The following is a 22,274-nucleotide window of genomic DNA, read 5'->3' as shown; positions in this document are numbered from 1 at the left end:
CGGTTACGCGCACCGAAAAACTTTCAAAAGATCAGGGCATACACAGGTGCGGTGCGTAGACTCAAGGTATAGGAGCCGAGCCTTTCAGTTCTTTCGACTGCAAGGTCGCCGCCTACCACCGTTAGGATCCACTCGTTGAGTTTCACCCGATCCACTCTACTTACCCCTCCAGCTCCCTCGACGCCCGACGTACGTCCGGGCGACCCCAAGAGCTTTTTCCACGTCAAACGCTTGGTTCAGGAAGCTGGGCTCACCGGCCGACGTCGCGGGCACTACCTCGGGATGGGCATCGCCCTGACCGCGTTGCTCGGCGGAGCCATCGCGGGCTTCGTGCTCCTTGGGCATAGCTGGTATCAGTTGCTGATTGCCGGCGCGCTCGGCGTACTGCTAACGCAGTTCGCCTTCCTCGCCCACGAGGCGGCCCACCGACAGATCCTCACCTCGGGGAAAAACAACGACCGTCTCGGCCGTTTCCTCGCCAATGGCGTGGTGGGAATCAGCTACCAGTGGTGGATGCACAAACACAGCAAGCACCACGCCACGCCGAATACCATCGGCAAGGACCCCGACATTGAATGGGACACTATCTCCTTCCAGCCGGAGGACGCCAAGCGACAGCGCGGCGTGCTGCGTTGGATCACCGAACGTCAGGGCTACCTGTTTTTCCCGCTACTCACGCTTGAGGGCCTGAATCTGCATTACCAGTCGATTCGACACCTGTTCACCGCTCAACGTGCCAAGCGCCGCAAGCGCGAGCTCAGCACCATCGCCATCCGCGTTGGCATCTACGTCGCCTTGTTGTTCATCTTCCTACCCGTCGGAATGGCCTTTGCTTTCCTGGGTGTGCAGTTGGCCGTGTTCGGCATCTACATGGGCGGTTCCTTTGCCCCGAACCATAAAGGTATGCCCATGGTTCCGCAAAACGCCAAGATCGATTTCTTCTCCCGCCAGGTGCTCACCAGCCGCAATGTGATGGCGCGCAGCCGCTGGGGTAACTCGGTACTCTCCACCGTGTTCGGCGGCCTGAACTACCAGGTCGAACACCACCTGTTCCCCGCGATGCCACGCGCAAACCTGGCCGCGGTCTCCCAGATCGTGCGTAAGTACTGCGCCGAACACCAGATCCCCTACACCGTCGCCTCGGTCCGTGAATCCTACGCACAGGTCATTAACTACCTGAACAAGGTAGGCCTCTCGGCGCGCGATCCTTTCGAGTGCCCGATGATCTCCGGGTTCCGCGGCGCATAAGCAGCCAGAAACAACCTACCCGGCTGGGCAGTACGGATATCCGTAGCGCCCAGCCGGTTTTTTCTGCCCGGTAACCATTGGCAAACTTCCGGCCGTAGCCTAGGTCTTGGGCCGTGCTGCTCCGTGCGGCCGCGCCGCTAGGCACCATCTCCGGCGGAAGACAGGGCACAAAGTAGTTTCGGCGCTGGGCTTTCAAGCACGAATTTTCCGATCAGTCCCACGCACAGATATGGGCAAAGCCCGCGATGCCAGAGCACTCCTGTCGCACCGCGGGCTAGTACGTGTAAGGTCCTAGTGCACCGCGCGGAACTTCATCGACGAAACCAAAGCGATAATGCTCAACGTGGCAAGTGCTGCGAGGTAGTAGCCCGGGGCGATCGGTTGGCCGGTCACCTCGATAAGGTATGCGCAGATCATCGGCGTGAACCCGCCAAAGAGTGCCACCGAAGCGTTGTAACTGAACGATAGGCCGGTGGCCCGGGTCTGTTTCGTAAAGACATCGGCCATCACCGAGGGCAACGCCCCGAAATACAACGCCTTCAGCACCCCCAACAGGACCATAACCAGGGCGAGAACGAGGAAGTTCTTGCCAGCGATCAGCCCGAAGAACAGCGGAATAGTCAGCGTGCCAATCAGGATCGCCGCAGGGATCATCAGACGCATACGACCCACCCTGTCGGAGAGATATCCGACCACCGGGGTGACGAAGGTTAGGATCACGCCGGTAAGGATCAGGGTCGTGAAGGAAATCGACGGGTCGAGCCCCAACTGTTTGATGCCGTAGGTGGGCATGTACTGCAACACGAAGTTCAGCGCGGTGGAAATCGCCAGCGCGCCGCCAGCCATGAATAGCGAGGCCTTCTGGAAGCGGAAGATCTCCAACACCGGAGTGTTCCGCTTGCCTCCGGTAGTCTCGGCAATGGGTGCCTCGTCGACGTGCCGACGGACCCACCAGCCCACCGGTCCGACCAGTAGTCCGATCACGAAAGGGATACGCCAGGCCCAGTCGTTCATCTGTTGCTCGGAAAACACCGCCGTCAGGGTGGCCACGGTGATGGCAGCCACCAAAGCGCCAAGGCCCTGGCTGGCGAATTGGAAACTCCCGAGGAACCCACGCTTGCCCTCGTGCTGGGCCAGCAAGTAGGACGTGGCCGCACCGAACTCACCTCCGGCCGAAAACCCTTGGATCAGACGGCCCAGAATCAGACCGACGGGAGCTAGTAGGCCGATGCTGTCGAAGCTGGGCATCATGGCGATAAGTGCAGTACCCAAGACCATGAGCCGGATGGTCAGCACCAGCCCCTTCTTCGAGCCCTTGCGGTCGGCGTATGAACCGAGAATCAAACCGCCAATCGGCCGGATCAGGTATGAAATGCCGAAGGCGGCAAACGCCTGAACGACCTCAATGGCCGGATTATCCGACGGGAAGAAGTTGTGGCCAATATAGATGGCCAGTAGGGCGTAAACGCCCATGTCGTACCATTCCAAGGCATTGCCGATGGTCGCGGCGACGATGCCACGGCGGATCGACTGGGGACGCGCGGGCACGACGGGGGCCGCCGTGGCGGTACTAGGCTCGAGTGGATTACTCATGATGGCTCTTTCTAGGCCTACTGCGAGGCCGTCAGTGCGTGGAAAGTTGTTGGAACGTGATGAAGATTTCCGAGGTCATAGAACAGCCCGCACATCATGGCCAGGCCCTGACGCAGAATAGGTTCGAGGGCATGTTCATCCGGCCCATGTTGGCGGCACCCCGGGTAGGAATGCGGAACCCATACAGTGGGCAAACCAAGGAGCGCTTCGAATACATAGTTCGGTAGCGATCCTCCAATATTGGGTAGGATCACTGGTTGCTGGCCCGTGGTTCCTGCGATGGAATCCGCGGCCCACGTCACCCAAGGGTTATCGGGTTCGATGCGACTGGCTGGGAAGGACTCGCGCTGGCGGATCGTGACCATGTCGAGTCCGGCTTCATCGAGGGCACGACGAATTGCGCCGGGCACCTTTTCGATGTCGGTCCCCGCAACGAAACGCAACTGCAGCACCGCGGTGGCTGTGCCTGGGATGGCGTTGACAGGGTGCCGTGGGTCGGCGGCCTGCATGGCCAGGACTTCAAGGGTGTTCCACCCGTAGACACGCTCGGCCGGGGTCAGCCCCTCGGCACCCCACTCGATGTCTACCGCCGGATCACCAATCTCGCGTGGCAGATCCAATCCGTCGAGCACCGCCCGGACCGACTTTGGCAATTCGGTCGGCAACAATTCTGGCACTTGGATTCGACCCCGCCCGTCGACGAGCGTTGAAATGGCCGCGGCAAGTGTGGTGGCCGGGTTACGCAGCAGGCCACCCCAGTTCCCGGAGTGGAAGCCTCCTTCGCGCAGATCGACGGACAATTCAAAGGACAAGCCGCCGCGAGCGCCGAGAAAGATCGTGGGTCGGCCCGCGGCCTGCCGTGGACCGTCTGAACCTATGAAAATGTCGGCGTGCAGCTGCTCGCGATGAGCTAGGGCATACTCGGCCAGGTCGGGTGAGCCGATTTCTTCGCCGGCCTCGAAAAGGAAGATCGCGTTGAACCCCAAGGACCCTTGAGCCTCGAGCAGCAGTTCGAGCGCGGTCAGATTGACCAGATGTTGGCCCTTGTTATCCGCAGTCCCCCGCCCGTACCACTTCTCTCCCTCGGCACTCAGGACGAACGGCTCACGGTCCGCGGACCATTCGGCAGCCTGCCCGTCGACCACGTCTGCGTGGCCATAGCAGAGAACCGTGGGGAGTTCCTCGGACTCGAAACGAGCTGCGCGCAGGAAAGAATTCGGCCCACCGTTCCATTGCTCGTCTAGGGTGATCACAAAACCCATGCGTCGCAAACGTTCAGACAGGTGGCTCCTCAGATATGTGCTGAGCGCAAACCCGTCCTGGCCGTTGGTGCTGACACTGGCACAGGCCACCAATTGGCTAAGGTCGGCAAAGAAACGTCCAGAATCCATGCGACTTTCGGACAATTCGATGATTTCATCGCGTAGTGCCACGATATTTCCCCTCGGGTCGACCAGTAATCTAATTCACAGTAAGCTCGCCATACCATCACGAACCAGTGCCGAATTGCGCATGCGCTTTGCGTTGAAGTCAAACCCACGGATGAGGAGTCTAAGATGCAGATGCTGCCCACGGCCTTGGTCTATTTCCACGAGGTCGCTCGCACAGGTTCCGTCTCAGAGGCAGCCACTACCCTGCTGGTCTCTCCTTCCGCGATCAGCCGACAAATTTCACAGCTCGAGCGTCAGGTAGGAACTCCGATCTTCCGCCGACATCCCCGCGGCATGCAGCTCACTGACGCCGGAGTGCTACTTCTAGCTCACACCCGACGAGCGGAGGCCGAAGGCGAACAACTCATCGAGGATCTGAGCCAATTGGCTGCCGGGACTCGGCGTGGAATCCATGTGGCGGCCTCCGAAGGACTCTCGGCATTCGCGTTACCGGCGGCAATCAGCCGCTTCAATCGGGAGTATCCGGAGGTGACGGTACGCTTATCCGTCCTTGCTTCGCAGGAGGCCACACAACGCGTTGTGGAAGGAGAGGCCGATATCGCGGCGGTCTTCGCCCTAGGCCCGCAACACGAGGTAAAAGTTGAGTTGTCTTGCCCGGCACCGGGCTACGCGGTCGTGCATCGTGATCATCCGCTCTCTTTGCACAGTCGCGTTGAACTGTCGGAGTTTTGCAGCTACCCGCTGGCCATGCCCGAACGCGGGGTTACCCAGCGCGAGCTCTTCGACATCGCCGCTGAAATGGAGGGCTTGCGGCCGCGTATCGTTCTGGCCACCAACTATCTCAACCCGGCTCTGGAATTCGCGCGCAGTGGCGAAGGTGCAACCTTGCTGAGCCACTACGCCCGACGGCCCGGAGTGACCTCCGACCTGCGCTTCATTCCGTTCACTCATCCCGCGCTCGCGCAACGCTCGGCACAGATCCTCACCATGCCACGGCGGCGCCAGACGGTGCTGGCCTCGGAGCTCATCCGTCATATGGGAGATGAGCTACGTGCGTGGGAACCTGATCCCGAACACGATTAAGGGCAAGCCCCTAGCCGTTACCGGACCCTTAGCACCGTCATACTCGCTACCTTGTACAGGCAAGCTTCGTGTGGGTGCCTTGCGTGGGCGGTGTGCACCTGAGCTATCTGCTCAACCACGAGGCACGACGATCCACAGCTTAAACAAGTGCGGGCCCGGGGGTTCGCCCCGGGCCCACACTTGTCGTGACTGGTTATTTGACCGATCCGGCGGTGAGACCGCCGACGATGTACTTCTGAAGGAAGAGGAACAGCGCCATCACTGGGATGGCCGCAAGTACCGCACCGGCGGCAAAGACCGACCAGTTAGAGGTAAATTCTTCCGAGACGTACTGGAACAAGCCCACCGCGAGCGTCTGGTTTTCGGGTGAAACCAGCACCACGGAGGCGATCACGAAGTCTGAGGTAGTACCGATGAAGGACAGCAGCGAGACCACGGCAAGGATCGGAGCCACCAAGCGCAGAATGATAGTGAAGAAGATCCGGGCGTGACCGGCTCCATCAATCTTGGCGGCTTCGTCGATTTCCACCGGCACGGTGTTGAAGAAGCCATACATCAAGTAGGTGTTCATGCCCAGCGCTCCGCCGAGATACACCATGATCAGCGCGATCTGGTTATCGATGCCTAGGATCGGGAACACATCGCCCAGGGTGGTCAGCAGGATGAAGATGGCCACCACGGCCAGCAGCTGCGGGAAGATCTGCACCACGAGCAGCGATACCAGCCCCAAACGACGTCCGCGGAACCGCATGCGGGAGAAGCTGTAGGCGGCCATGGCTCCCAACAGCACCGAAGCCACCGAGGTGGTCAGGCCGATAAACAGCGTATTGACGAACCATGCGGCGAAGGGTCGCTGCGGGTTCTGGAAGAGCTCAACGTAGCTATCGAAGCTCACGGCCTGGAAGAGACCGTTCGAGGAGAGCAGGGTGCCTTCGGAGTTCAGCGAAGCCGAGAGCACATAGAGCAGCGGGAACGCCGAGTAGATGACCAGGGCAACACCAATCAGGTGTCGCCAGCCGGTGGCTGCAAACCACTGGCCAAAGGTGCGGCGGGTCGGGGTGAGTTTGAGCGTCGTCATTAGTTCAAGTCCTCCAACGCCTTGGTCTGTTTGAAGCTGATCACCGCGATAATCGCCACGATCACAAAGATGATGATGGAGAAGGCGCTGGCAAGTCCGTAGTCACGGTTGGCGCCTTCGAAGGCCACCTTATAAACCATGGAGATCAGGATGTCGGTCGAGCCAACGCCGAGATCGGAGTCCTGAATGCGTGGTCCACCATTGGTCAACATGTAGATGATGTTGAAGTTGTTGAAGTTGAACGCGAAGGACGAGATCAGTAGCGGAGCCACCGAAACCAAGAGCAACGGCAGCTTGATGAGCCGGAAAATCTGGAAGGGTCGTGCCCCGTCAATGGTGGCGGCCTCGGACAGCTCGTTCGGAATCGACTGCAGAGCACCGGTGCACACCAGGAACATGTACGGGAATCCGAGCCAGAGGTTCACCCAGAGGACCGAAAGTTTGGCCAGCCATGGATCGGTGAGCCACGGGATCGCCGCGCCCCCAAACAGGGTCTGGTTGATGAAGCCGAAGTCCTGGTTCAACATACCGGCCCAGACCAGGCCGCCGAGGAACGCCGGGAAGGCGTAGGGCAGGATCGAGAGCACGCGGTAGATCTTGCGACCCTTCATGCGCATGTCGTTGAAGACGATGGCCAAAAATAGCCCAAGGAAGAAGGTCGAGGCCACCGAGATGAAGGCGAAGGCGAAGGTCCAGGTGGTGACCTGGATCAGCGAGCCGCGCATCGAGGAGTCGGTCAGTGCCTTGGTGAAGTTATCCATCCCCACATTCACCGCCCAGCCGGGCATCAATTCACTGCCATCCTCGGCGGTGTAGGCGCCGGTACCGATATCGCGGTAGACAACCCCGGTGGTGGTATCGGTCATCGTATCCTGTGCCTTGTCGTACTTCAGGCTCGAGGTATACGGATAGGCCGTGGCACCATCTTGGGTGCGCAACATGCCCTCGGCGGGGTCATCCGACACCGGGACGGCCAATTCGGCCAGTTCCTGCTGGCGCTCGAGCAACTGCCCGAACTGCAGGATCGACAGGGAGGCGGCCTCGTCGGCGCTAATCGGGGTCAGCGGATCATCGCTGTCACCGAGCGCTGGCTGGCCATCGATCTCGACCAGCAGCTGCAACCCGTCGGCGCCTTCAACGACGCGCACCGGGTAACCGGAGGAATCCGGAACGCGGTTTAGGTTGGTCTGCTGCAGGGACATGATCGCATCGTCTTTATCCGAGTTGTGCCCCGAACCGTAGTTCGTGAAGGCGATGTACCCGGTATAGATGATGACAAAAACCTGGAACAAGAGCAGGAAAATGGTGCCCGGCACCAAGTACTTGGCCGGAAGCCATCCGCGCTTGAGGTAGACGACGTTGACCAGTAGCGTCACAAGCGCCAAGGCGCCGGCGATCAACGGGGAATCCTTGGCAACCGCCATGAAGATGGCGATCACCGCAAATGCGTCAAGAATCGCCAAGAGCACGATCTTGAAGAGCAACGTCTTGATGCCGACCCGATCGGCAGGTACGGCGACGGGCTGAGCCGCGCGGCGCGTTTTAACCCTCTGGGGGCGTTGGGAGGTCATGGTCATGTCCTGGCCTTCGTCGAATACTAATGAGGGTGCGGGCGCCCGATAGGACGCGCGCCCGCACCCAAGGGGTCAAACTACTTGGAGATGGCCGACTCGACCTGCTTGGCCATGTCGTTCCAACGCTTGACCGGATCCTTGGCCTTGCCCGTAATGATGTCGGCCTCGGCGACACCCCAGAACTCCCAGACGGCGTTCATTTCCGGAATGTTCGGCATCGGCACACCGTCGGCGGCTACCTGTCCGAAGGAGGAAACCAACTCGTCCTGGCTGGCTGCCTCAAAGGCTGCCTTGTTTGCCGGCGGGCGCTTACCTGCCTCGTAGAGCTTGGTCTGCACGGCCTCGGTGCCGATGTAGTTGGTCAGGAACTCCGAAGCGGCCAGCAGGTTCTTGGTCTTGGAGGAGACGAAGAATCCCTGAACACCCACGAACGGTGCGGCAGGCTCGCCACCGGCGCTCGGGATCGGGTCCACGGCCAGCTTGATGCCGGCCTTCTGTGCATCTTCAACATTCCATGGGCCGGTGATGAAGAATGGGGACTCGCCGGCGTTGAACTTTTCCTTGGCGATGTCGGCGTCAATGTTCGTGTTGAACACTCCGGCCTTACCCTGCTTGGCCAGCCAGGTGGCGAACTTCTCGCCGCCGGCGTTGCCTAGTTCGAGCTTGCTCGGGTCATAACCACCCTCGGCGTTCTGCCCGAAGACCGGGGTGCCGAAGGACATCTGGAATGGGTACATGTGGAACGGGTCGCCCTCGGTGCCCACCTGGACCAGGAACGGGTACTTCGCGCCGGAGTCCTTGCCGGCCTTGACCATGTCATCGAAGCTTTCCGGAGCCTTGTCGGCCAGCTCGGTGTTGCGCAGCAGGGCCAGGTTCTCGGTCGAGTACGGCACGCCGTAGACCTTGCCGTCGTAGCTCATCGCGTCGACGGTCACTTCCTGGAAGTCGTTGACCTTGTCGCCAAGCTCAACGGGCTGCACCACGCCGTTCTTGACCAGGTTCCCCAGCCAGTCGTGGGCGCCAATGGTGATGTCCGGACCCTTGCCGGAAGGCACCTGACGCAGGAAGTCTTCCTGGATCTTGCCGAAGTCCTTGATCACCAGGTCGACCTTGACGCCCGAGGAGGCGGTGAATTCGGCCGCGGCTTCCTTCAGCACCGGGGCGCGGTTCGAGTCAACCCATACGCTCAGCGTGGCGTCGCTGGCCGGAGCGCTGCTCGAGGGCTTAGCGGCGGAGGAGGCAGCAGGCTCGTTTCCGGAGCCGCATGCCGTCAGTGCCAGGGTGGTCGCCGCAGCTAGGGCCGTGGCCGAGAGCACGGTTCGTCGTGTCACCTTCATATCAGTGCCTTTCATCATCCATATTGGCGAGTGAACGCTTCCGCGAATGCGGCGTTCGACACCACCACGTGAAAGCGTTTCCAGAGTGACACACATTACGAAAACGCGCAACTACCCAATTCAACCAGGCGGGAATGTCGACATAGAGCTGCCGGCGGCACGTCACTGAGTCAGAATTATTGTCATGCATAAGTAAACGTTTACAAAACCTCGCAACCTCCCCTATCGTTGAATCCATGACTGACCTACTAAATGCCGAAACCGACGCCGTCCGTCGCCTGCAGGACGATACCTGGTGGCGTTCGTCGGTGATCTACCAGATCTACCCGCGCTCCTTTGCCGACGCGAACGGCGACGGCATGGGTGACTTGCAGGGAATTACCTCGCGCCTGAGTGCACTCGAGGATCTGGGGGTGGATGCCATTTGGCTCTCGCCCTTCTACACTTCCCCGCAAAAGGACGCCGGGTATGACGTCAGCGATTACTGCGACGTGGACCCACTGTTTGGCACCTTGCAGGATTTCGACCAGATGGTGGCCGAGGCGCACCGCCGTGGGCTGCGCGTCATTATCGACCTCGTACCGAATCACTGCTCGGATCAGCACCCCTGGTTCCGGGAAGCCCTAAAGGCAGCCCCGGGCTCCCCCGAGCGCGATCGCTTCATCTTCCGCGACTCCGAGGATGTGCCCAATAACTGGCAGTCGGTCTTCGGCGGCAGCATGTGGACCCGCACCACGAACCCCGATGGCAGCGAGGGCCAGTGGTACCTGCATATCTTCGACTCCTCGCAGCCGGACTTTAACTGGAAGAACCCAGAGGTTCGCGCCATGTTTGCCGACGTGCTGCGCTTCTGGCTGGACCGTGGAGTCGACGGCTTCCGCGTCGACGTGGCCCACGGGTTGATTAAGGCCGAAGGGCTGCCCGATTACATCCCACCGGCAGACTCCGCCTCCATGGGTGGCGACGAGGAGCCAGCCCCATACTGGGGCCAGGATGGCGTGCATGAGATCTACCGCGAATGGCGCCAGATCCTCGACGAATATGAGGGCTCCCGGGTGCTCTGCGCCGAGGCGTGGGTCAACCCGCTGGAACTTATGGCCAAGTGGGTGCGTTCGGATGAAATGCACCAGGCCTTTAATTTCCCCTACCTGTCCACCAGCTGGGACGCGACCGAGGTTCGCCAGGTCATCAACGACTCACTGGAGACCTTTGCCGCCGTTGGTGCCCCGAGCACCTGGGTGCTCTCCAACCACGACGTGGTGCGCCATGCCACCCGCCTGGCCCTCTCGGCCGATAACCCGCAGGGTGACGGCATCGGCCCGCTCACCGAAAACCTGCCCGAGCAGGAGCATGGCCTGCGCCGCGCTCGTGCCGCCTCGCTGGGCATGCTGGCCCTTCCCGGTGGCGCCTACCTGTATCAGGGTGAAGAGCTCGGATTGCCCGAAGCCATTGACCTGCCCGACGAGTCCCGTCAGGATCCGACCTGGTTCCGCACCTCCGGTGAACGCTACGGACGCGACGGTTGCCGTGTGCCGCTGCCGTGGGAAGCGAACGCCCCGGCCTACGGTTTCAACGACAGCGGCGCCAGCTGGCTCCCGCAGCCGAAGGCCTACGGTCCGCTGGCGCGCGATCTGCAGCTCCAGGACGAGAATTCCACGCTGAATCTGTACACGCGGGCACTTGAGCTACGCCGCACCCACCGTTTGGGTGAAGGGAAGCTAGAGTGGCTGGAGTCGCCGGATGAGCAGGTTCTAGCCTACCGCAATGGTCCGCTGACGGTGCTGAGCAACTACTCGGCTGAGCCCATGGATCACCCGGCCCTGTCCGCCGGGACCGTGGTGCTCTGCAGCGCACCGCTTACCGAGCAGGGTCAGCTGGCGGGCGAAGCAACATACTGGGTGCTGGACGCATAAACCGCCGATAACCCGATAACCTGTAGTCAGGGCCGAGGAAGGAATCACGTGGCAGGGATCAAGGACGTCGCCGAACGCGCCGGCGTATCAATCGCGACAGTTTCGCGAGCGCTCTCCGGACGCGGCAACGTCTCACAAAATGCCCTGGAGGCGGTACGGCGCGCGGCCGATGACCTCGGCTATGTGGTCTCGGCCAGCGCTTCGGGCCTCGCCTCGGGACGCACCCGCAACATCGGGGTGCTGCTTCCGCAGATCAACCACTGGTTCTACGCCAAGGCCCTGGAAGGTGTCAGCTCGGCCCTGCTCCGCGAGGGATTCGACACCACGCTGTATCAGCTGACCAAGGAACCGCAGGAGCGCAAGCGCATCTTCGGTGACTTTCTGCTGCGCCAGCGGGTGGACGCGGTGATCGCCATTAATGTTGAGCTCGATGAATCGGAGCTCACCGCATTACATGCGTTGAATAAGCCCTTGGTCGGGGTCGGGGGTCCGCTCCCCGGGGCCCCGACCCTCTCCCTGGACGAGCAGGCCCTGGCAGATTTGGCAGTCGGGCATCTGCGTGCCCTGGGTCATGAACGCATCGGCTACCTTGGCGGTAGCAACGACATGGACCTGGATTTCCAGCTTTCCTCGCATCGCCGTCAATGTTTTGTGACGGCGATGCGCCAGGCCGAACTAGAGGTCGAACCGGCGCTCTTCCAAGGGGCCGATTTCACCATGGAGGGCGGCTACCAGGCCGCCAAGCAACTGTTGGGGAATCCCGCGGCCCACCCCACCGCACTGTTCGCGGCGAGTGATGAAATGGCCATCGGTGCGCTGCTGGCCGCTCGTGATCTCGGCGTGGACGTACCAAGCCGTCTCTCGGTGGTGGGCATCGACAACCACGATCTGGCCGAGCTCTTCGAACTGACCACGATCGGTCAGAATCCCGCCGAGCAGGGTGCCGACGCGGCCAAGCTACTGATCGATGCGCTATTGGGACGTGCCCCGGCCGAGCATCACCTAGCCGGGCATCGACTCATCGTGCGCGGCACGACGGCCCAGCGCACCGCGGATTTCGACTAGTCCGACTCCGCGGCGCGAGCCAGCCGGCCAATTTCCCGGCCCTCGGCGTCGAATACCACGAGCTCGTCATTTTCCACCAGGGCAGTAACGGCCGTGTTGAGCCAGGTGTCCACGCCTTCGCAATACATCAGGGTGCTAGCCAGGGGCTCAAAACGCACGCCCGGCCCATCCACGCGCCAACCGCCCATCAGCCGGTTGCACCCATCATTCCCGAGGATCCGCCCCTCGGCTGCTAGCTGTAGCCAGGGTTCGCCGCGCCGTTTGACTCCCCAGGTGCCCTCCGCGGAGCTGCTCACGAAAGTCCCTTAGCAGCCAGCGCCTGCTCAACGGCCAGCACCCGAAGGTTCACGAACTCGTCGAACAGCATGTCACCGGTCCGTAGCGGCTCGTTGTCATCCGGCTGCGGGAAGTTGGCCGCTACTCCGCGATCTGCGGCCCGGTGCCACCACACATGCAGTGGCGCATTCTGCGGATCCTCATGCTGGCTGTTGGCCAGATCATTGACGTAGTCCACGCGCATGGCGAAACCGAAGGCGTCGGTTTCAAAGGCGTGCACGAAGAGTTCGGCCGTGGGCAAATCAAGGCCGAGATCGACGAAGAACTGCACCATCTTGCCGATCAACTGCAGTTGTCGCTCATCGACCTCATCGCTGAATCGCTCTTCGAGGGCCGCCATGGCGATGCGCGGATATTTCCGGAAGAGCTTGCGGGTCGCCGCGTAGGCCTGTCGCAAGGAGCTACGCCAGTCGGTGGTATCAAACTCCAGTTCTGGTGCCTGATCGAGGAACTCGGCGAATGCGGCGGAGACGACCTCGTCGCGGTCGGTCACATAGTTATAGAGTGCGCGTGGGGTGGCGGAGAACTCCTCGGCCAGCCGGTTCATGGTGACCGCCCCAAAGCCCTCGCGACCGGCGATTTCCAGCGCGCGATCAATTATCAGGTCTTTGCTGATTTTGACGAGAGCCGAGTCCTTGCGCGGGCGACCGCGAGGACGTTTGACGGGTTCAACCGGGACCTGATCGGCATAGCTCATACGTTAAAACCTACCCTGATTTATTTTTCTGCAACAGACCTATAACGAGGCGAGTAATTGGGCCGCACGCCGGTGCCACAGATCGCCGGCCAGCGCCAAATGACCGATGACGAAACCAACGCCCCCGACAAGCCAGAGACCGGTGTCTAACCCGGCCGCAAACCCGGCCCACGGGGCCGCCAACACCGCCCCGAGAATGGCGATCCCACAGGCAATGGTGAGGATGTCGAGCCAACGGCGCCGGAAGAGCACGCCAAGGCCCGTGATCATCATGGCGACACAGGCGGTCATTGTCCACCAGTGTTCCACTATATGAACCCAGCCGCGCTCGATAACAACCGAAGTCACCACCGCAATCAACCCCAGCAGAGCGAGAGGACGCCACGGCCCGTCGGGACGCCCCATGGAACCGCGCATCAACAACTGCGGCACCAGAATCTGGGTGCCGAGCAAGAGCCAGACCGGTAAGTAAAACCATCCGGCCTGCGGCCCGCCCAGAACCACGACGAGCCCCAGCCCCAGCACCCCGAGCAGTTGCAGCACCACCGCCGTCCATCCGGAGAGCACCAGCGGCACCAAAGCCAACACCACCGGCAACAGGCTCAGCTGCACCGGAGGCACCCAGAGGGCGGCGAAGCCCAACTCCCCCGCCGAGGCGCCGAAGCGCTCGAGGCTAAACATCGCCAGCGCGGTCACGACCGCGAATCCCACGGTCGGCCACGCTAGCAGGCGCAACAGAAACTCACGCCCGCTACGCACCGGCAGTTCCTCACGTTCGGTGCGTTTGAACTTCATCGCCAGAATGGCCGGTGACCCGAAGGCCCCGGCCAAATCTTCGGCACGTCGCCCACGACCGGGTAACGCCCTGATCTCCTTGCGGGTCGCGGCCAACACCTGAGCCCGTTCCTCACGGCTCAAAAAGGACAGTTCGCGGCCCAGCTGCTCAAGGAATTGCCGGGCGGCCCGGGGCAGAGGAGATTTCATGTTCCCCAGCCTACTGCCCCGGATCCCGGCTCCGTTGGTACTACGCTGTGGTGTTAGGCTCGCTGAATTCGCCCTGTTCCTCGAGGTCCTCCACATGCAGGTTATTGCCGCGGGTTTCACCAACCCAGATCACGGCGGCCACCGAGATCACGGTGAGCACCATGAGGTAAATGGCGATCGAAATCGACATTCCGGTGGCTTCGAGCAGGATCTGCGCCACGGTGGAGGCGAAGGCGCCACCGAGGATCGCGCCAATGGCATAGCCAATGGAAATGCCGGAGAAGCGGATGTGGGCCGGGAACATCTCGGCATACATCGCCGACTGCGGCCCGTAGGACAGCCCCAGACCCATGGTCAGAATGAAGATGCTCAGTCCGTAGAGGAAGAGCGACCCGGTATCGGTGAGCATGAAGGTCGGAATGATCCAGACGAACACGATGCCATAGCCAATGAGGAAGGTATTGCGGCGGCCGAGCTTATCGGAGAGCCAACCACCGAGCAGGGTGAAGATCAACCAACCGACCGAACCAATGGTGGTGGCCAACAGCACCGGCGCCAGCGGCATCTGAAGCACCTTGGTGGTGTAGGAGATGAAGAAGGCAATCACGATGTAGCCCACGGCGTTATTCGAGATAAAGACCAGCGCAGCCTGAATAACCTGCTTCGCGTTGGTCCGGAACAAATCGCGCAGCGGGGTGTGCTCCGAGGCCTTGCGCTGAGCCAGCTGCTTGAATACCGGTGACTCTTCGACCGCACGGCGAATCATGTACCCGACGACGATCAGCACGACCGAGAGCAGGAATGGAATGCGCCAGCCCCAAGACATGAACTGTTCCGGGGTCATCGAGATACGCAGAATGAAGAGCAGACCGGTGGCCAGAATCATGCCAATGGGCACACCAATCTGCGGGAAGGCACCAAAGAAACCACGCCGGTGATCCGGAGCGTGCTCCACCGACATCAACGCGGCGCCGCCCCATTCGCCACCGGCCGAGAAGCCCTGCAGAATACGCAGAAACACCAGCATGATCGGCGCCGCGACGCCGATCTGCGCGTAGGTGGGCAACAGACCAACAAGGGTGGTGGCCACGCCCATCAGGATCAGGGTGAGCACCAGAATGCGCTTACGGCCGAACTTATCGCCGAGGTGTCCGGCGACCACCGCGCCCAGGGGGCGGAAGAAGAAGGAAATGCCGATCATCGCGAAGGATAGAATCTGCGCGACACCGGGGTTGGACTGGCCCAACGGCTCGAGGAAGAGCGGAGTCAGCAAGGTCGCGGTGAGCTGGGCGAAAATGAAGAAGTCGTACCATTCAATGGTGGTACCCACCAAGGTGCCGGCGAGGACTCGCCGCTCCTCTTGGGTGCGTGTGGGGCTCTGTGACATGTGAGTTCCTGTATGACGTAGCGAGTTACCGACCGTTCGGACGGTTACAGATGTCAGTCATCGTACCCGTTACGTGTTTCACATCACAAGACCGTTGCTACGACTTTCAAATAACGAACTCGCCGTGCGATATGGCAATGCCATAGACTCGCGATACCCGGATCGCACAGGAGTAAAGGCAAATCATGACCGCAGCGCAGACCCTCTCCCGAGGCATCCGCATGCTCGAAATCGTGGCCGATGCGCCACGCCCGCTATCCATTGCCGAGGTCAGCGAAGCCATGGAGGTACACCGCTCGGTGGCCTACCGCATCCTGCGCACGCTCGAAGAACACCGGCTGCTGCGCCGTGATGACGCCGGGAAGATTCGCACGGCCTCGGGACTGGCCGTCCTGGCCCGCAGCGTACAGCGCGACCTGCAAACGGCGGCGATCCCCGAACTGAACCGATTGGCCAATGAACTATCGATGACCGCCTTCATCGCCGTCTGGGAACAGGGACTCTGCACCACCTTGCAGTCGGTTGAGCCCATGCACTCGCAGCGCGCCATCGTGCACCGGCCCGGCTCACGCCACGGAATGGATGTTGGCGCCCCGGGCATCGCGATTCAGTCCCTCTACACGCAGGCCCAGTGGGAATCCATGGAATCCACCGTCGCCTACCGGGAGGCCGCCCGCGCCGCCCGCATCGACGGCTACGCCTCGAGCGAGGATGAGGTTATCCAAGGTGTTTCTTCGATCGCCGTCCCGCTTCCGGCCACCGGTCCCATCCCCGCGGCTATCGCCGTGGTTTTCGCCAGTAATGCGCAGGACCCGCACGAAAAGATCGTGCGGGCCCTGAAAGAAGCGGCGCTGAATATCAGCGACGAGTTGAGCTGAACCGAAGCAAGGTGGCTCCTTGCGGTTAGCGCACGCGGATCAGATCACGCGATGAGCGCATAATCAGCCGTGCGGCCACCGCGGCCAGGGTGATCACCACCGAGGCACCCGTCGCGACCCAGAAGGCCCCGAGGTATCCCATGGACTCGGCGAAGACACCGGCTAAACCGTTGCCGATCGCGGTACCGACCACGATGCCAGCCGACAGCAGCGTCATCACCGTGGACAGTCGCTGTGCCGGGGCAACCTCGCCGCCCAAGCTCATAACGGTCACGATCACCGGCCCTACCCCGATGCCCACGAGGAACAGCGAGGCCAGCATCCATGGCACGTCGCTGGCCACGTGGAGCGCGAAACTGGTGACGGTCAAGAACAGGCCGCTGGCGATCCAACGGGCACTCTGCGTAAAGCCTTGTGGCCATGCCGCCACCGACACGGCCGCAATGGCGCTGGAAAGTCCCATCGCGCCGTACAGCATGCCACCTTGGTTTGAATCACCCTGCGCACCGGCAAAGGCAAGGGTAGCCGCGGCCAGGGAACCAAAAACGGTCCCCAAACCGATCATTCCCAACACCATCAGCGCGATGACGCTGGCCCGGGCACGGCCCAAGGGGACCTTTGTACCCTTCCGAGTCGTCGCGGGACGCACTGCGGCTCCGGTAGGGTGCACCGCGAACAGCGGGACCAAGGCAATGGTGAGCACCGCAGCAATCACCAGCGGTAGGACGGGGTGAACTAGCGAAGCGAGCAGTCCCACCGTGACCGGTCCGAGCACGAAGCCCAGCTCATCGAGCATGGACTCGATACCCAGCGCGGCGGAAAGCACCCGCGGGTTGCTGCCTTTGGTTCTGGTGAGCGAAATCCAGCGGACACGCGACATGGGGCCAACCTGCGGAACGCTGGCGCCGGTGAGCAAGCCCAGCAGCACAAGTACCGCCACATTGGGTTCGGTGAAGGTCGTTTCGAAAAAGGCCATGCCCGCCAGCAGGGCGGTGTTCAGAATAGCGGCGATAAGCAGTACCGGCCGCTGGCCTAGACGGTCGGCCAGATATCCAATGGTTGGTCCGCCCACGGCCGAGCCAATACCCACCATGGCGGCCGAAAGACCGCCCAGCGCATAGGAACCGGTGGTTGCGGTCACCAGTGTCATCGAACCGATGGTCAACATGGCCAACGGAAGACGGGCGAAGAAGGCCAACGGCAGGTACAGGCCGCCAACCAGAGGGATCAGTCCGGCGTAGCCGACAGAGGAATTCGAGGGTGCGCTCGAGTCACCCGAGCGTGAATCCAGGGTCAACAAATCTCCAAAGATCGATTTGCGCGTCGTCCCGCACCCCCCGACGCGCCCGTGGCCCATGCACGCCTCATGGCGCTAGTTCCATTGAGCCACGCCGGGCGGGCTTTGTCTATTATCGAGGCCACTTTGACCGAGCACTGTGGCCAAGCTCGCCCCGCTACCGGCTATGGACCGAGCGGATCGTAGGCAATGCGCGAGCCACGTTGGGTCTTATGGACCGTCACCCGCTGTGCAATACGTTGCTTCATGTCGCTGACATGCGAGACCACTCCGACCGAGCGACCGCCAGAGCGCAAATCTTCGAGCGCCCCCATCACCTGATCCAGCGTGTCCGTGTCCAAGGATCCGAAGCCCTCGTCGACAAACAGCGTCTGCATGTCAATCGCGCCGCTGTGCTGGGTAATGACATCGGCCAGACCGAGAGCCAGCGCCAGTGAAGCCATGAAAGTCTCCCCGCCGGAGAGTGTCTGCGTGGCCCGCGGTTTCAGCGTCCACGCGTCATGCACCACAAGCCCCAACCCCGACTTGGCATTGCCGCGCGCCCTGTCATCATGGTGCAACTCATAACGGTTGGAGGTCATCACCTTCAGGCGCTCCGTGGCGGCCACCGCCACCTCTTCCAGCCGGGCCGCCAACACGTAGGTGCGCAGGGTCATTTTCAGCCGGTTCTCCCCCTGACCGCGCATGACCTCAGCCAAAGCCTTCAAACGCCGATAGCTGGCAAAAAGTTCGCCATACTCCGCACGCAGGGCAGCCAACTCGTCGCGCTGCGCGTCGAGCCGTTCCAGACGACTGCGGGACACGGCCAACCGTTCGTTGGCCTGTTCATAGGCTCGCTCGGCCTCGTCCACCGCTTCGTTCGCCGCGGTGCACTGCGATTCGCCGGGAGCCTGCCCTCCATCGGCACGCAGCGCCGCAGCCAGTTGGACCTCCGCGGACTCGGCCAGTGTCGCGAGTCGGGCCGCGCGCTGCTCCGCGGCATGTACGTGCCGCTCGCACTCGGCACGTTGGTTCTGTTCCAGAAGCGCAGCCGTATAGTCGGCATCCGCGGCGAAACCTGCGGCGGTACGCTGCTTCTCCCATTCCTCGATGCTCTGCTCCAGCCGCCCGCTGGCCGTCTCAAGGGAACGCTGTGTCTCGAGGACCAGATCGGTGCGCTCCACCCGCCGAGCAAGCTCGGTGACCAGTTCCGTCAGCGAATCATAGCTACCGCGAAGCGTGGCGATGCGCTGTTCGAGCAGCGTGCGGCGTTCGGTGCCGGCCCGCAGCTTTTCACGTTCGGCACTCAGTTCGACGGTGATGTCGTTCTGCCGTTGCTGAGCCTTGCCCTGTTGCGCTTCAAGTGCCACGAGCCGTTTGAGCCGGTCCTTGACCTGTTGCAATGCGGCCTTAGCGTCTTTGAGCTGCTGTTCCCGCTCGGTCAAAGCCGCAGCGGCTGCGGCAACAACTACGGATTCCGTGGCGGACACGGCCGACTGATAATTCGTGTCTGCCTTTTCAAAGGCCGCCAGCGCGCGTTGCTCCGTGGCGCGGCGCTGTTCGGTAGCCTGCTCAAGCTCGGCCAGTCGGTCCTCGTCAATCAACTCCGGCTCGGTCTGTGCACTGCTTGCCGGAGCGGGGTGTTCGGTGGCACCACACACCATGCATGGTTCGCCGGCACGTAGCTGCTGGGCGAGCCGTAGAGCACTCTGCGACAAATGTAGTTGCCAGGCCGCGGCATGCTCCTTGGCGGCCGTAGCGGTTGCCGAGCGCGCCTCGGCAAGGGCTTCGTGGGAGGCCAGCCGGTGTTCGCGAAGCTTTTCGCGCTCTTTGACCATCTCGAGCAATTCGCCGGCCTCCTGCAAGGCCACGGTAGCCTCGTGGACAGCACCGCTGGCGGCTACCTCGTCGAGGTCTTCGCCCTCTAACTCCCGGCGGCTCGCGCCGAGGTTCTCGACCTGCGACTGCTGCGTGACCAGTTCCGCGTTCAATTGCTCTATGCGCGTCGACTGCGCCGCAAGTGAACCGTGCAAGTCTTTCAGCTCGCGTTCTTCGGGGACGGCGGCACGGGCCGTGGCCAGTTGTTCCCGTAGCACGTCGAGGTGAGCCGGCAGGGCGTCAAGGTCTGGGGCACCGTCGGCGCGGCGCGGTAATTCACGCAGATCGTCCGCCTGGCGCAATGCCGTACTCGCCGCCGTTGACGTTTGCTCTTGTTGGGCACGGGCCTGCTCCCGCTGGCGAAGGTAGGCGGTGATTCGTTGGGCCTTCGCATCAAGCTCCAAGGCCTGCCGTGCCTGCTCGGTCTCGGGTCGGCTCTCCCTGTCGGTGACCTGTAGCCCCTCAAATTCCTCAAGTTTGGCAAAGGCCGCCACCTGTTCATTCAATTGCCGTTGCGCGGCGCGTGCCTTCTGGCGCTCGGTGTCACGGGCCTTGCGTGCGACCTCTAACTCCTCGATCACCGCGTGAATTCGTGGACGCAACGCGGTGTAACGAGCTTCTGCCTCGGTGGCCGCGACATCCTCGGGGCTTTGCGGCACGGTTTCGCCAAGAAATTCGTGGGCTTCCTGCAGCAAAGTGCTCGCCCGCGTTTCCAGCTGAGTCTCCGCAGTTTCGAAGGCGCGGCGTTCATCGGTGTAACGGCTGGCGAATTCTTCTTCGATTCCCGCATAGTCGCTGGTGTCGAACAGGTCCGCCAAGAGCGCTTCACGGTCCGTGTCCTTGGCCCGTAGAAAGTCCGCGAATCCTCCTTGGGGCAGCATGATCACCTTGGTGAATTGGTCTCGGCTCAACCCGAGAGCACCGCCGAGCAGCTGTCCAACCTCATCATTGCGCGTGGAGAGCACCTGCCATTGTCCGTCGACCCGTTCCCGCAACGTGCTGGAGGCCTTCTGCTCCACAAAACCGCTCTTGGCACGGGAGCTGGGACGCATCCATGCCGGGGCGCGGGTCACCTCGAAGCGGCGCCGCCCCACGGAGAATTCACAACTTACCTCGGGGGCGTCGTGGGCGGTGGCATGGTCGGAGCGGATCTGTCGGTTGCCCTGGCGCGCCCCCGGAAGAGAGCCGTAGATGGCAAAGCAAATGGCGTCGAGAATGCTGGACTTGCCGGCCCCAGTGGGCCCGTCAAGCAAGAAGAGGCCCGAAGATGCCAGCGCGTCGAAGTCGATGGTCTCCGTCCCGGCAAAAGGGCCGAAAGCCTGTAGCCGCAATCGGTGCAGTTTCATGCGCTGACCCTTCCTTCACGTACCCGCTTGAGCACGTCATCGATGATGTGTGCTTCGTCCTCATCCACCGGGCGTTCGCGGACATGCTCGACAAAGTCCGCGCAGACCTCGGCGGTGCTTTTGGCCCGCGCTAGGCGCTGGGCATAACTGGGTTGCGCTTCGGTTTCCTCGCCTTCGGGAGCGAAGGCAAGCACCAACGTGTCGGGGAAGCGTTCGCGTAACCGGGTCATCGCTTCGGCAGGTCGCTGCGCATCGGTCAGCGTCACCTGGCACCATGCCTGCTCGGCCCATGCTAGGTCCGGGTCGGCCAGCAACTCTTCGAGCTGCCCCCGCAGGACCGCCAGGGCCCGCGGGACCGGTAACTCGAGTTCTTCGACTCCCGCCACGCCGCTGGCATCGGTCTCCACCAGGAGCACCGATTTACGATGACGTGCTTCGGAGAAGGAGTAGGCCAGCGGTGAACCGCTGTAGCGCACATGCTCTTGCAGCCGTTGCTTGCCGTGCAGGTGCCCCAGGGCCGCGTAATCGAATCCCGCGAAGAGGTCGGCGGCCACAACATCTAGATTTCCGGTGCTCAAGGCCCGCTCGGAGTCGCATCCGACACCGCCGGCGGCGAAAAGGTGCGCCAGCACCACACTATGCACCGGACCGGCGGCCTCCGCGCATAGGTTGTTATGCGCACTCTGTACTCGCTCGAGGGCCGCAGTCACCACGGCCTGGTGACTCGGTTCCTCGACCTCGAGCTCCTCCATCACCATGCGCGGTTCCAAATAGGGCACACCATAGATCGCGACTTGGTGATCGGAATCGGAAAGCACCACCGGCTGCACCATGCGTTGCAGATCGGTCACCACATGGACGTCGGCGGCGTCCAATAGTTCGGCGGCGAACCCGAGCCGTGCGGCCGAGTCGTGGTTGCCACTGCTGAGCACGATCCGCGCCCCGGTGGCCCGCAGCTGTCCCAGCGCCCAATTAAACAGCCGCACCGCATCCACATGCGGCAGCGCCCGGTCGTAGATGTCCCCGGCCACCAACACCGCATCCACCCGGTGTTCGCGGACCAGGTCGACAATTGCCTGCAGGACCTGACGTTGTTCGTTCAGTAGCGAGGCGCCGTGGAAGGTGCGGCCCAGGTGCCAGTCGGAAGTGTGCAACAATCGCATAACTCCCACCCTATGCAATGCGTGCGACGCTTTGCGCACTACAATGT

General features: G+C 62.1%; 17 protein-coding genes. 5 read left to right on the top strand and 12 right to left on the bottom strand.

Going from position 1 to position 22,274, the window contains the following annotated elements; all coding sequences use genetic code 11:
• The first annotated feature begins 135 nt into the window (after window positions 1–135).
• The gene (locus tag ACJD00_RS06645) at window positions 136–1,248 is read left to right on the top strand and encodes a fatty acid desaturase family protein (protein WP_418909020.1); all 1,113 of its coding nucleotides are present in this window, start codon (window positions 136–138) and stop codon (window positions 1,246–1,248) included.
• Window positions 1,249–1,539: 291 nt separating this feature from the next.
• On the opposite strand, the gene ACJD00_RS06640 is transcribed toward ACJD00_RS06645, so the two are convergent.
• Both ACJD00_RS06640 and ACJD00_RS06635 read right to left on the bottom strand, forming a co-directional pair.
• Window positions 1,540–2,841 carry an MFS transporter gene (locus ACJD00_RS06640; RefSeq protein WP_418909019.1) on the bottom strand — a complete coding sequence of 434 codons (1,302 nt, stop codon included), beginning with the start codon at window positions 2,839–2,841 and terminating at the stop codon, window positions 1,540–1,542.
• A 17-nt stretch (window positions 2,842–2,858) separates the two neighbouring features.
• A complete protein-coding gene (locus ACJD00_RS06635) occupies window positions 2,859–4,274 on the bottom strand; it encodes a M20 family metallopeptidase (RefSeq protein WP_418909018.1) in 1,416 nt (471 codons plus the stop codon).
• A gap of 123 nt (window positions 4,275–4,397) precedes the next feature.
• On the opposite strand from ACJD00_RS06635, the gene ACJD00_RS06630 reads away from it, so the two are divergent.
• Complete coding sequence (locus tag ACJD00_RS06630) at window positions 4,398–5,315, top strand: LysR family transcriptional regulator (RefSeq protein ID WP_418909017.1); 918 nt, start codon at window positions 4,398–4,400, stop codon at window positions 5,313–5,315.
• A 193-nt stretch (window positions 5,316–5,508) separates the two neighbouring features.
• Here the strand turns inward: ACJD00_RS06630 and ACJD00_RS06625 are convergent, their stop codons facing one another.
• The 3 genes from ACJD00_RS06625 to ACJD00_RS06615 all read right to left on the bottom strand — a co-directional run bounded on the left by ACJD00_RS06625 (window position 5,509) and on the right by ACJD00_RS06615 (window position 9,304).
• Window positions 5,509–6,393: a sugar ABC transporter permease gene (locus ACJD00_RS06625; protein WP_418909016.1), complete on the bottom strand. Its 885-nt coding sequence runs from the start codon at window positions 6,391–6,393 to the stop codon at window positions 5,509–5,511.
• The gene (locus ACJD00_RS06620; protein ID WP_418909015.1) at window positions 6,393–7,970 is read right to left on the bottom strand and encodes an ABC transporter permease subunit; all 1,578 of its coding nucleotides are present in this window, start codon (window positions 7,968–7,970) and stop codon (window positions 6,393–6,395) included. Before ACJD00_RS06620 ends, ACJD00_RS06625 begins: the two co-directional genes overlap by 1 nt.
• A gap of 74 nt (window positions 7,971–8,044) precedes the next feature.
• Window positions 8,045–9,304 carry a sugar ABC transporter substrate-binding protein gene (locus ACJD00_RS06615; RefSeq protein WP_418909014.1) on the bottom strand — a complete coding sequence of 420 codons (1,260 nt, stop codon included), beginning with the start codon at window positions 9,302–9,304 and terminating at the stop codon, window positions 8,045–8,047.
• 236 nt (window positions 9,305–9,540) lie between these two features.
• Between ACJD00_RS06615 and ACJD00_RS06610 the strand changes: the two genes are divergently transcribed.
• Window positions 9,541–11,217 carry a glycoside hydrolase family 13 protein gene (locus tag ACJD00_RS06610; protein WP_418909013.1) on the top strand — a complete coding sequence of 559 codons (1,677 nt, stop codon included), beginning with the start codon at window positions 9,541–9,543 and terminating at the stop codon, window positions 11,215–11,217.
• A gap of 48 nt (window positions 11,218–11,265) precedes the next feature.
• Window positions 11,266–12,282, top strand: a complete 1,017-nt coding sequence (locus ACJD00_RS06605; RefSeq protein ID WP_418909012.1) for a LacI family DNA-binding transcriptional regulator — start codon at window positions 11,266–11,268, stop codon at window positions 12,280–12,282.
• Here ACJD00_RS06605 and ACJD00_RS06600 read toward each other — a convergent pair.
• From ACJD00_RS06600 to ACJD00_RS06585, 4 genes are read right to left on the bottom strand one after another with little or no spacing between them, the layout of a single operon-like run.
• Window positions 12,279–12,578 (bottom strand): META domain-containing protein, encoded by a 300-nt coding sequence (locus ACJD00_RS06600; RefSeq protein ID WP_418909011.1) that lies wholly within the window; start codon window positions 12,576–12,578, stop codon window positions 12,279–12,281. The two genes, ACJD00_RS06605 and ACJD00_RS06600, sit on opposite strands and share 4 nt — an antisense overlap.
• Window positions 12,575–13,315: a TetR/AcrR family transcriptional regulator gene (locus tag ACJD00_RS06595; protein WP_418909010.1), complete on the bottom strand. Its 741-nt coding sequence runs from the start codon at window positions 13,313–13,315 to the stop codon at window positions 12,575–12,577. The genes ACJD00_RS06600 and ACJD00_RS06595 overlap by 4 nt, the downstream gene beginning before the upstream one ends.
• 39 nt (window positions 13,316–13,354) lie before the next feature.
• Window positions 13,355–14,299, bottom strand: a complete 945-nt coding sequence (locus tag ACJD00_RS06590; protein WP_418909009.1) for an HAAS signaling domain-containing protein — start codon at window positions 14,297–14,299, stop codon at window positions 13,355–13,357.
• A 40-nt stretch (window positions 14,300–14,339) separates the two neighbouring features.
• Window positions 14,340–15,686: an MFS transporter gene (locus tag ACJD00_RS06585; RefSeq protein ID WP_418909008.1), complete on the bottom strand. Its 1,347-nt coding sequence runs from the start codon at window positions 15,684–15,686 to the stop codon at window positions 14,340–14,342.
• 185 nt (window positions 15,687–15,871) lie between these two features.
• Between ACJD00_RS06585 and ACJD00_RS06580 the strand changes: the two genes are divergently transcribed.
• Window positions 15,872–16,564: an IclR family transcriptional regulator gene (locus tag ACJD00_RS06580; RefSeq protein ID WP_418909007.1), complete on the top strand. Its 693-nt coding sequence runs from the start codon at window positions 15,872–15,874 to the stop codon at window positions 16,562–16,564.
• Between the two features lie 25 nt (window positions 16,565–16,589).
• On the opposite strand, the gene ACJD00_RS06575 is transcribed toward ACJD00_RS06580, so the two are convergent.
• The 3 genes from ACJD00_RS06575 to ACJD00_RS06565 all read right to left on the bottom strand — a co-directional run bounded on the left by ACJD00_RS06575 (window position 16,590) and on the right by ACJD00_RS06565 (window position 22,227).
• Window positions 16,590–17,861 carry an MFS transporter gene (locus ACJD00_RS06575; RefSeq protein ID WP_418909006.1) on the bottom strand — a complete coding sequence of 424 codons (1,272 nt, stop codon included), beginning with the start codon at window positions 17,859–17,861 and terminating at the stop codon, window positions 16,590–16,592.
• A 164-nt stretch (window positions 17,862–18,025) separates the two neighbouring features.
• The gene (locus tag ACJD00_RS06570) at window positions 18,026–21,064 is read right to left on the bottom strand and encodes an AAA family ATPase (RefSeq protein WP_418909005.1); all 3,039 of its coding nucleotides are present in this window, start codon (window positions 21,062–21,064) and stop codon (window positions 18,026–18,028) included.
• Window positions 21,061–22,227 carry an exonuclease SbcCD subunit D gene (locus ACJD00_RS06565; protein WP_418909004.1) on the bottom strand — a complete coding sequence of 389 codons (1,167 nt, stop codon included), beginning with the start codon at window positions 22,225–22,227 and terminating at the stop codon, window positions 21,061–21,063. The genes ACJD00_RS06570 and ACJD00_RS06565 overlap by 4 nt, the downstream gene beginning before the upstream one ends.
• Window positions 22,228–22,274 lie beyond the last annotated feature (47 nt).

The sequence above is a fragment of the Glutamicibacter endophyticus genome, from assembly GCF_048457885.1.
Classification (GTDB): domain Bacteria; phylum Actinomycetota; class Actinomycetes; order Actinomycetales; family Micrococcaceae; genus Glutamicibacter; species Glutamicibacter endophyticus.
The sequence above is the reverse complement of the archived record's forward strand: the minus strand, read 5'-3'. Positions and strand labels throughout refer to the sequence as shown.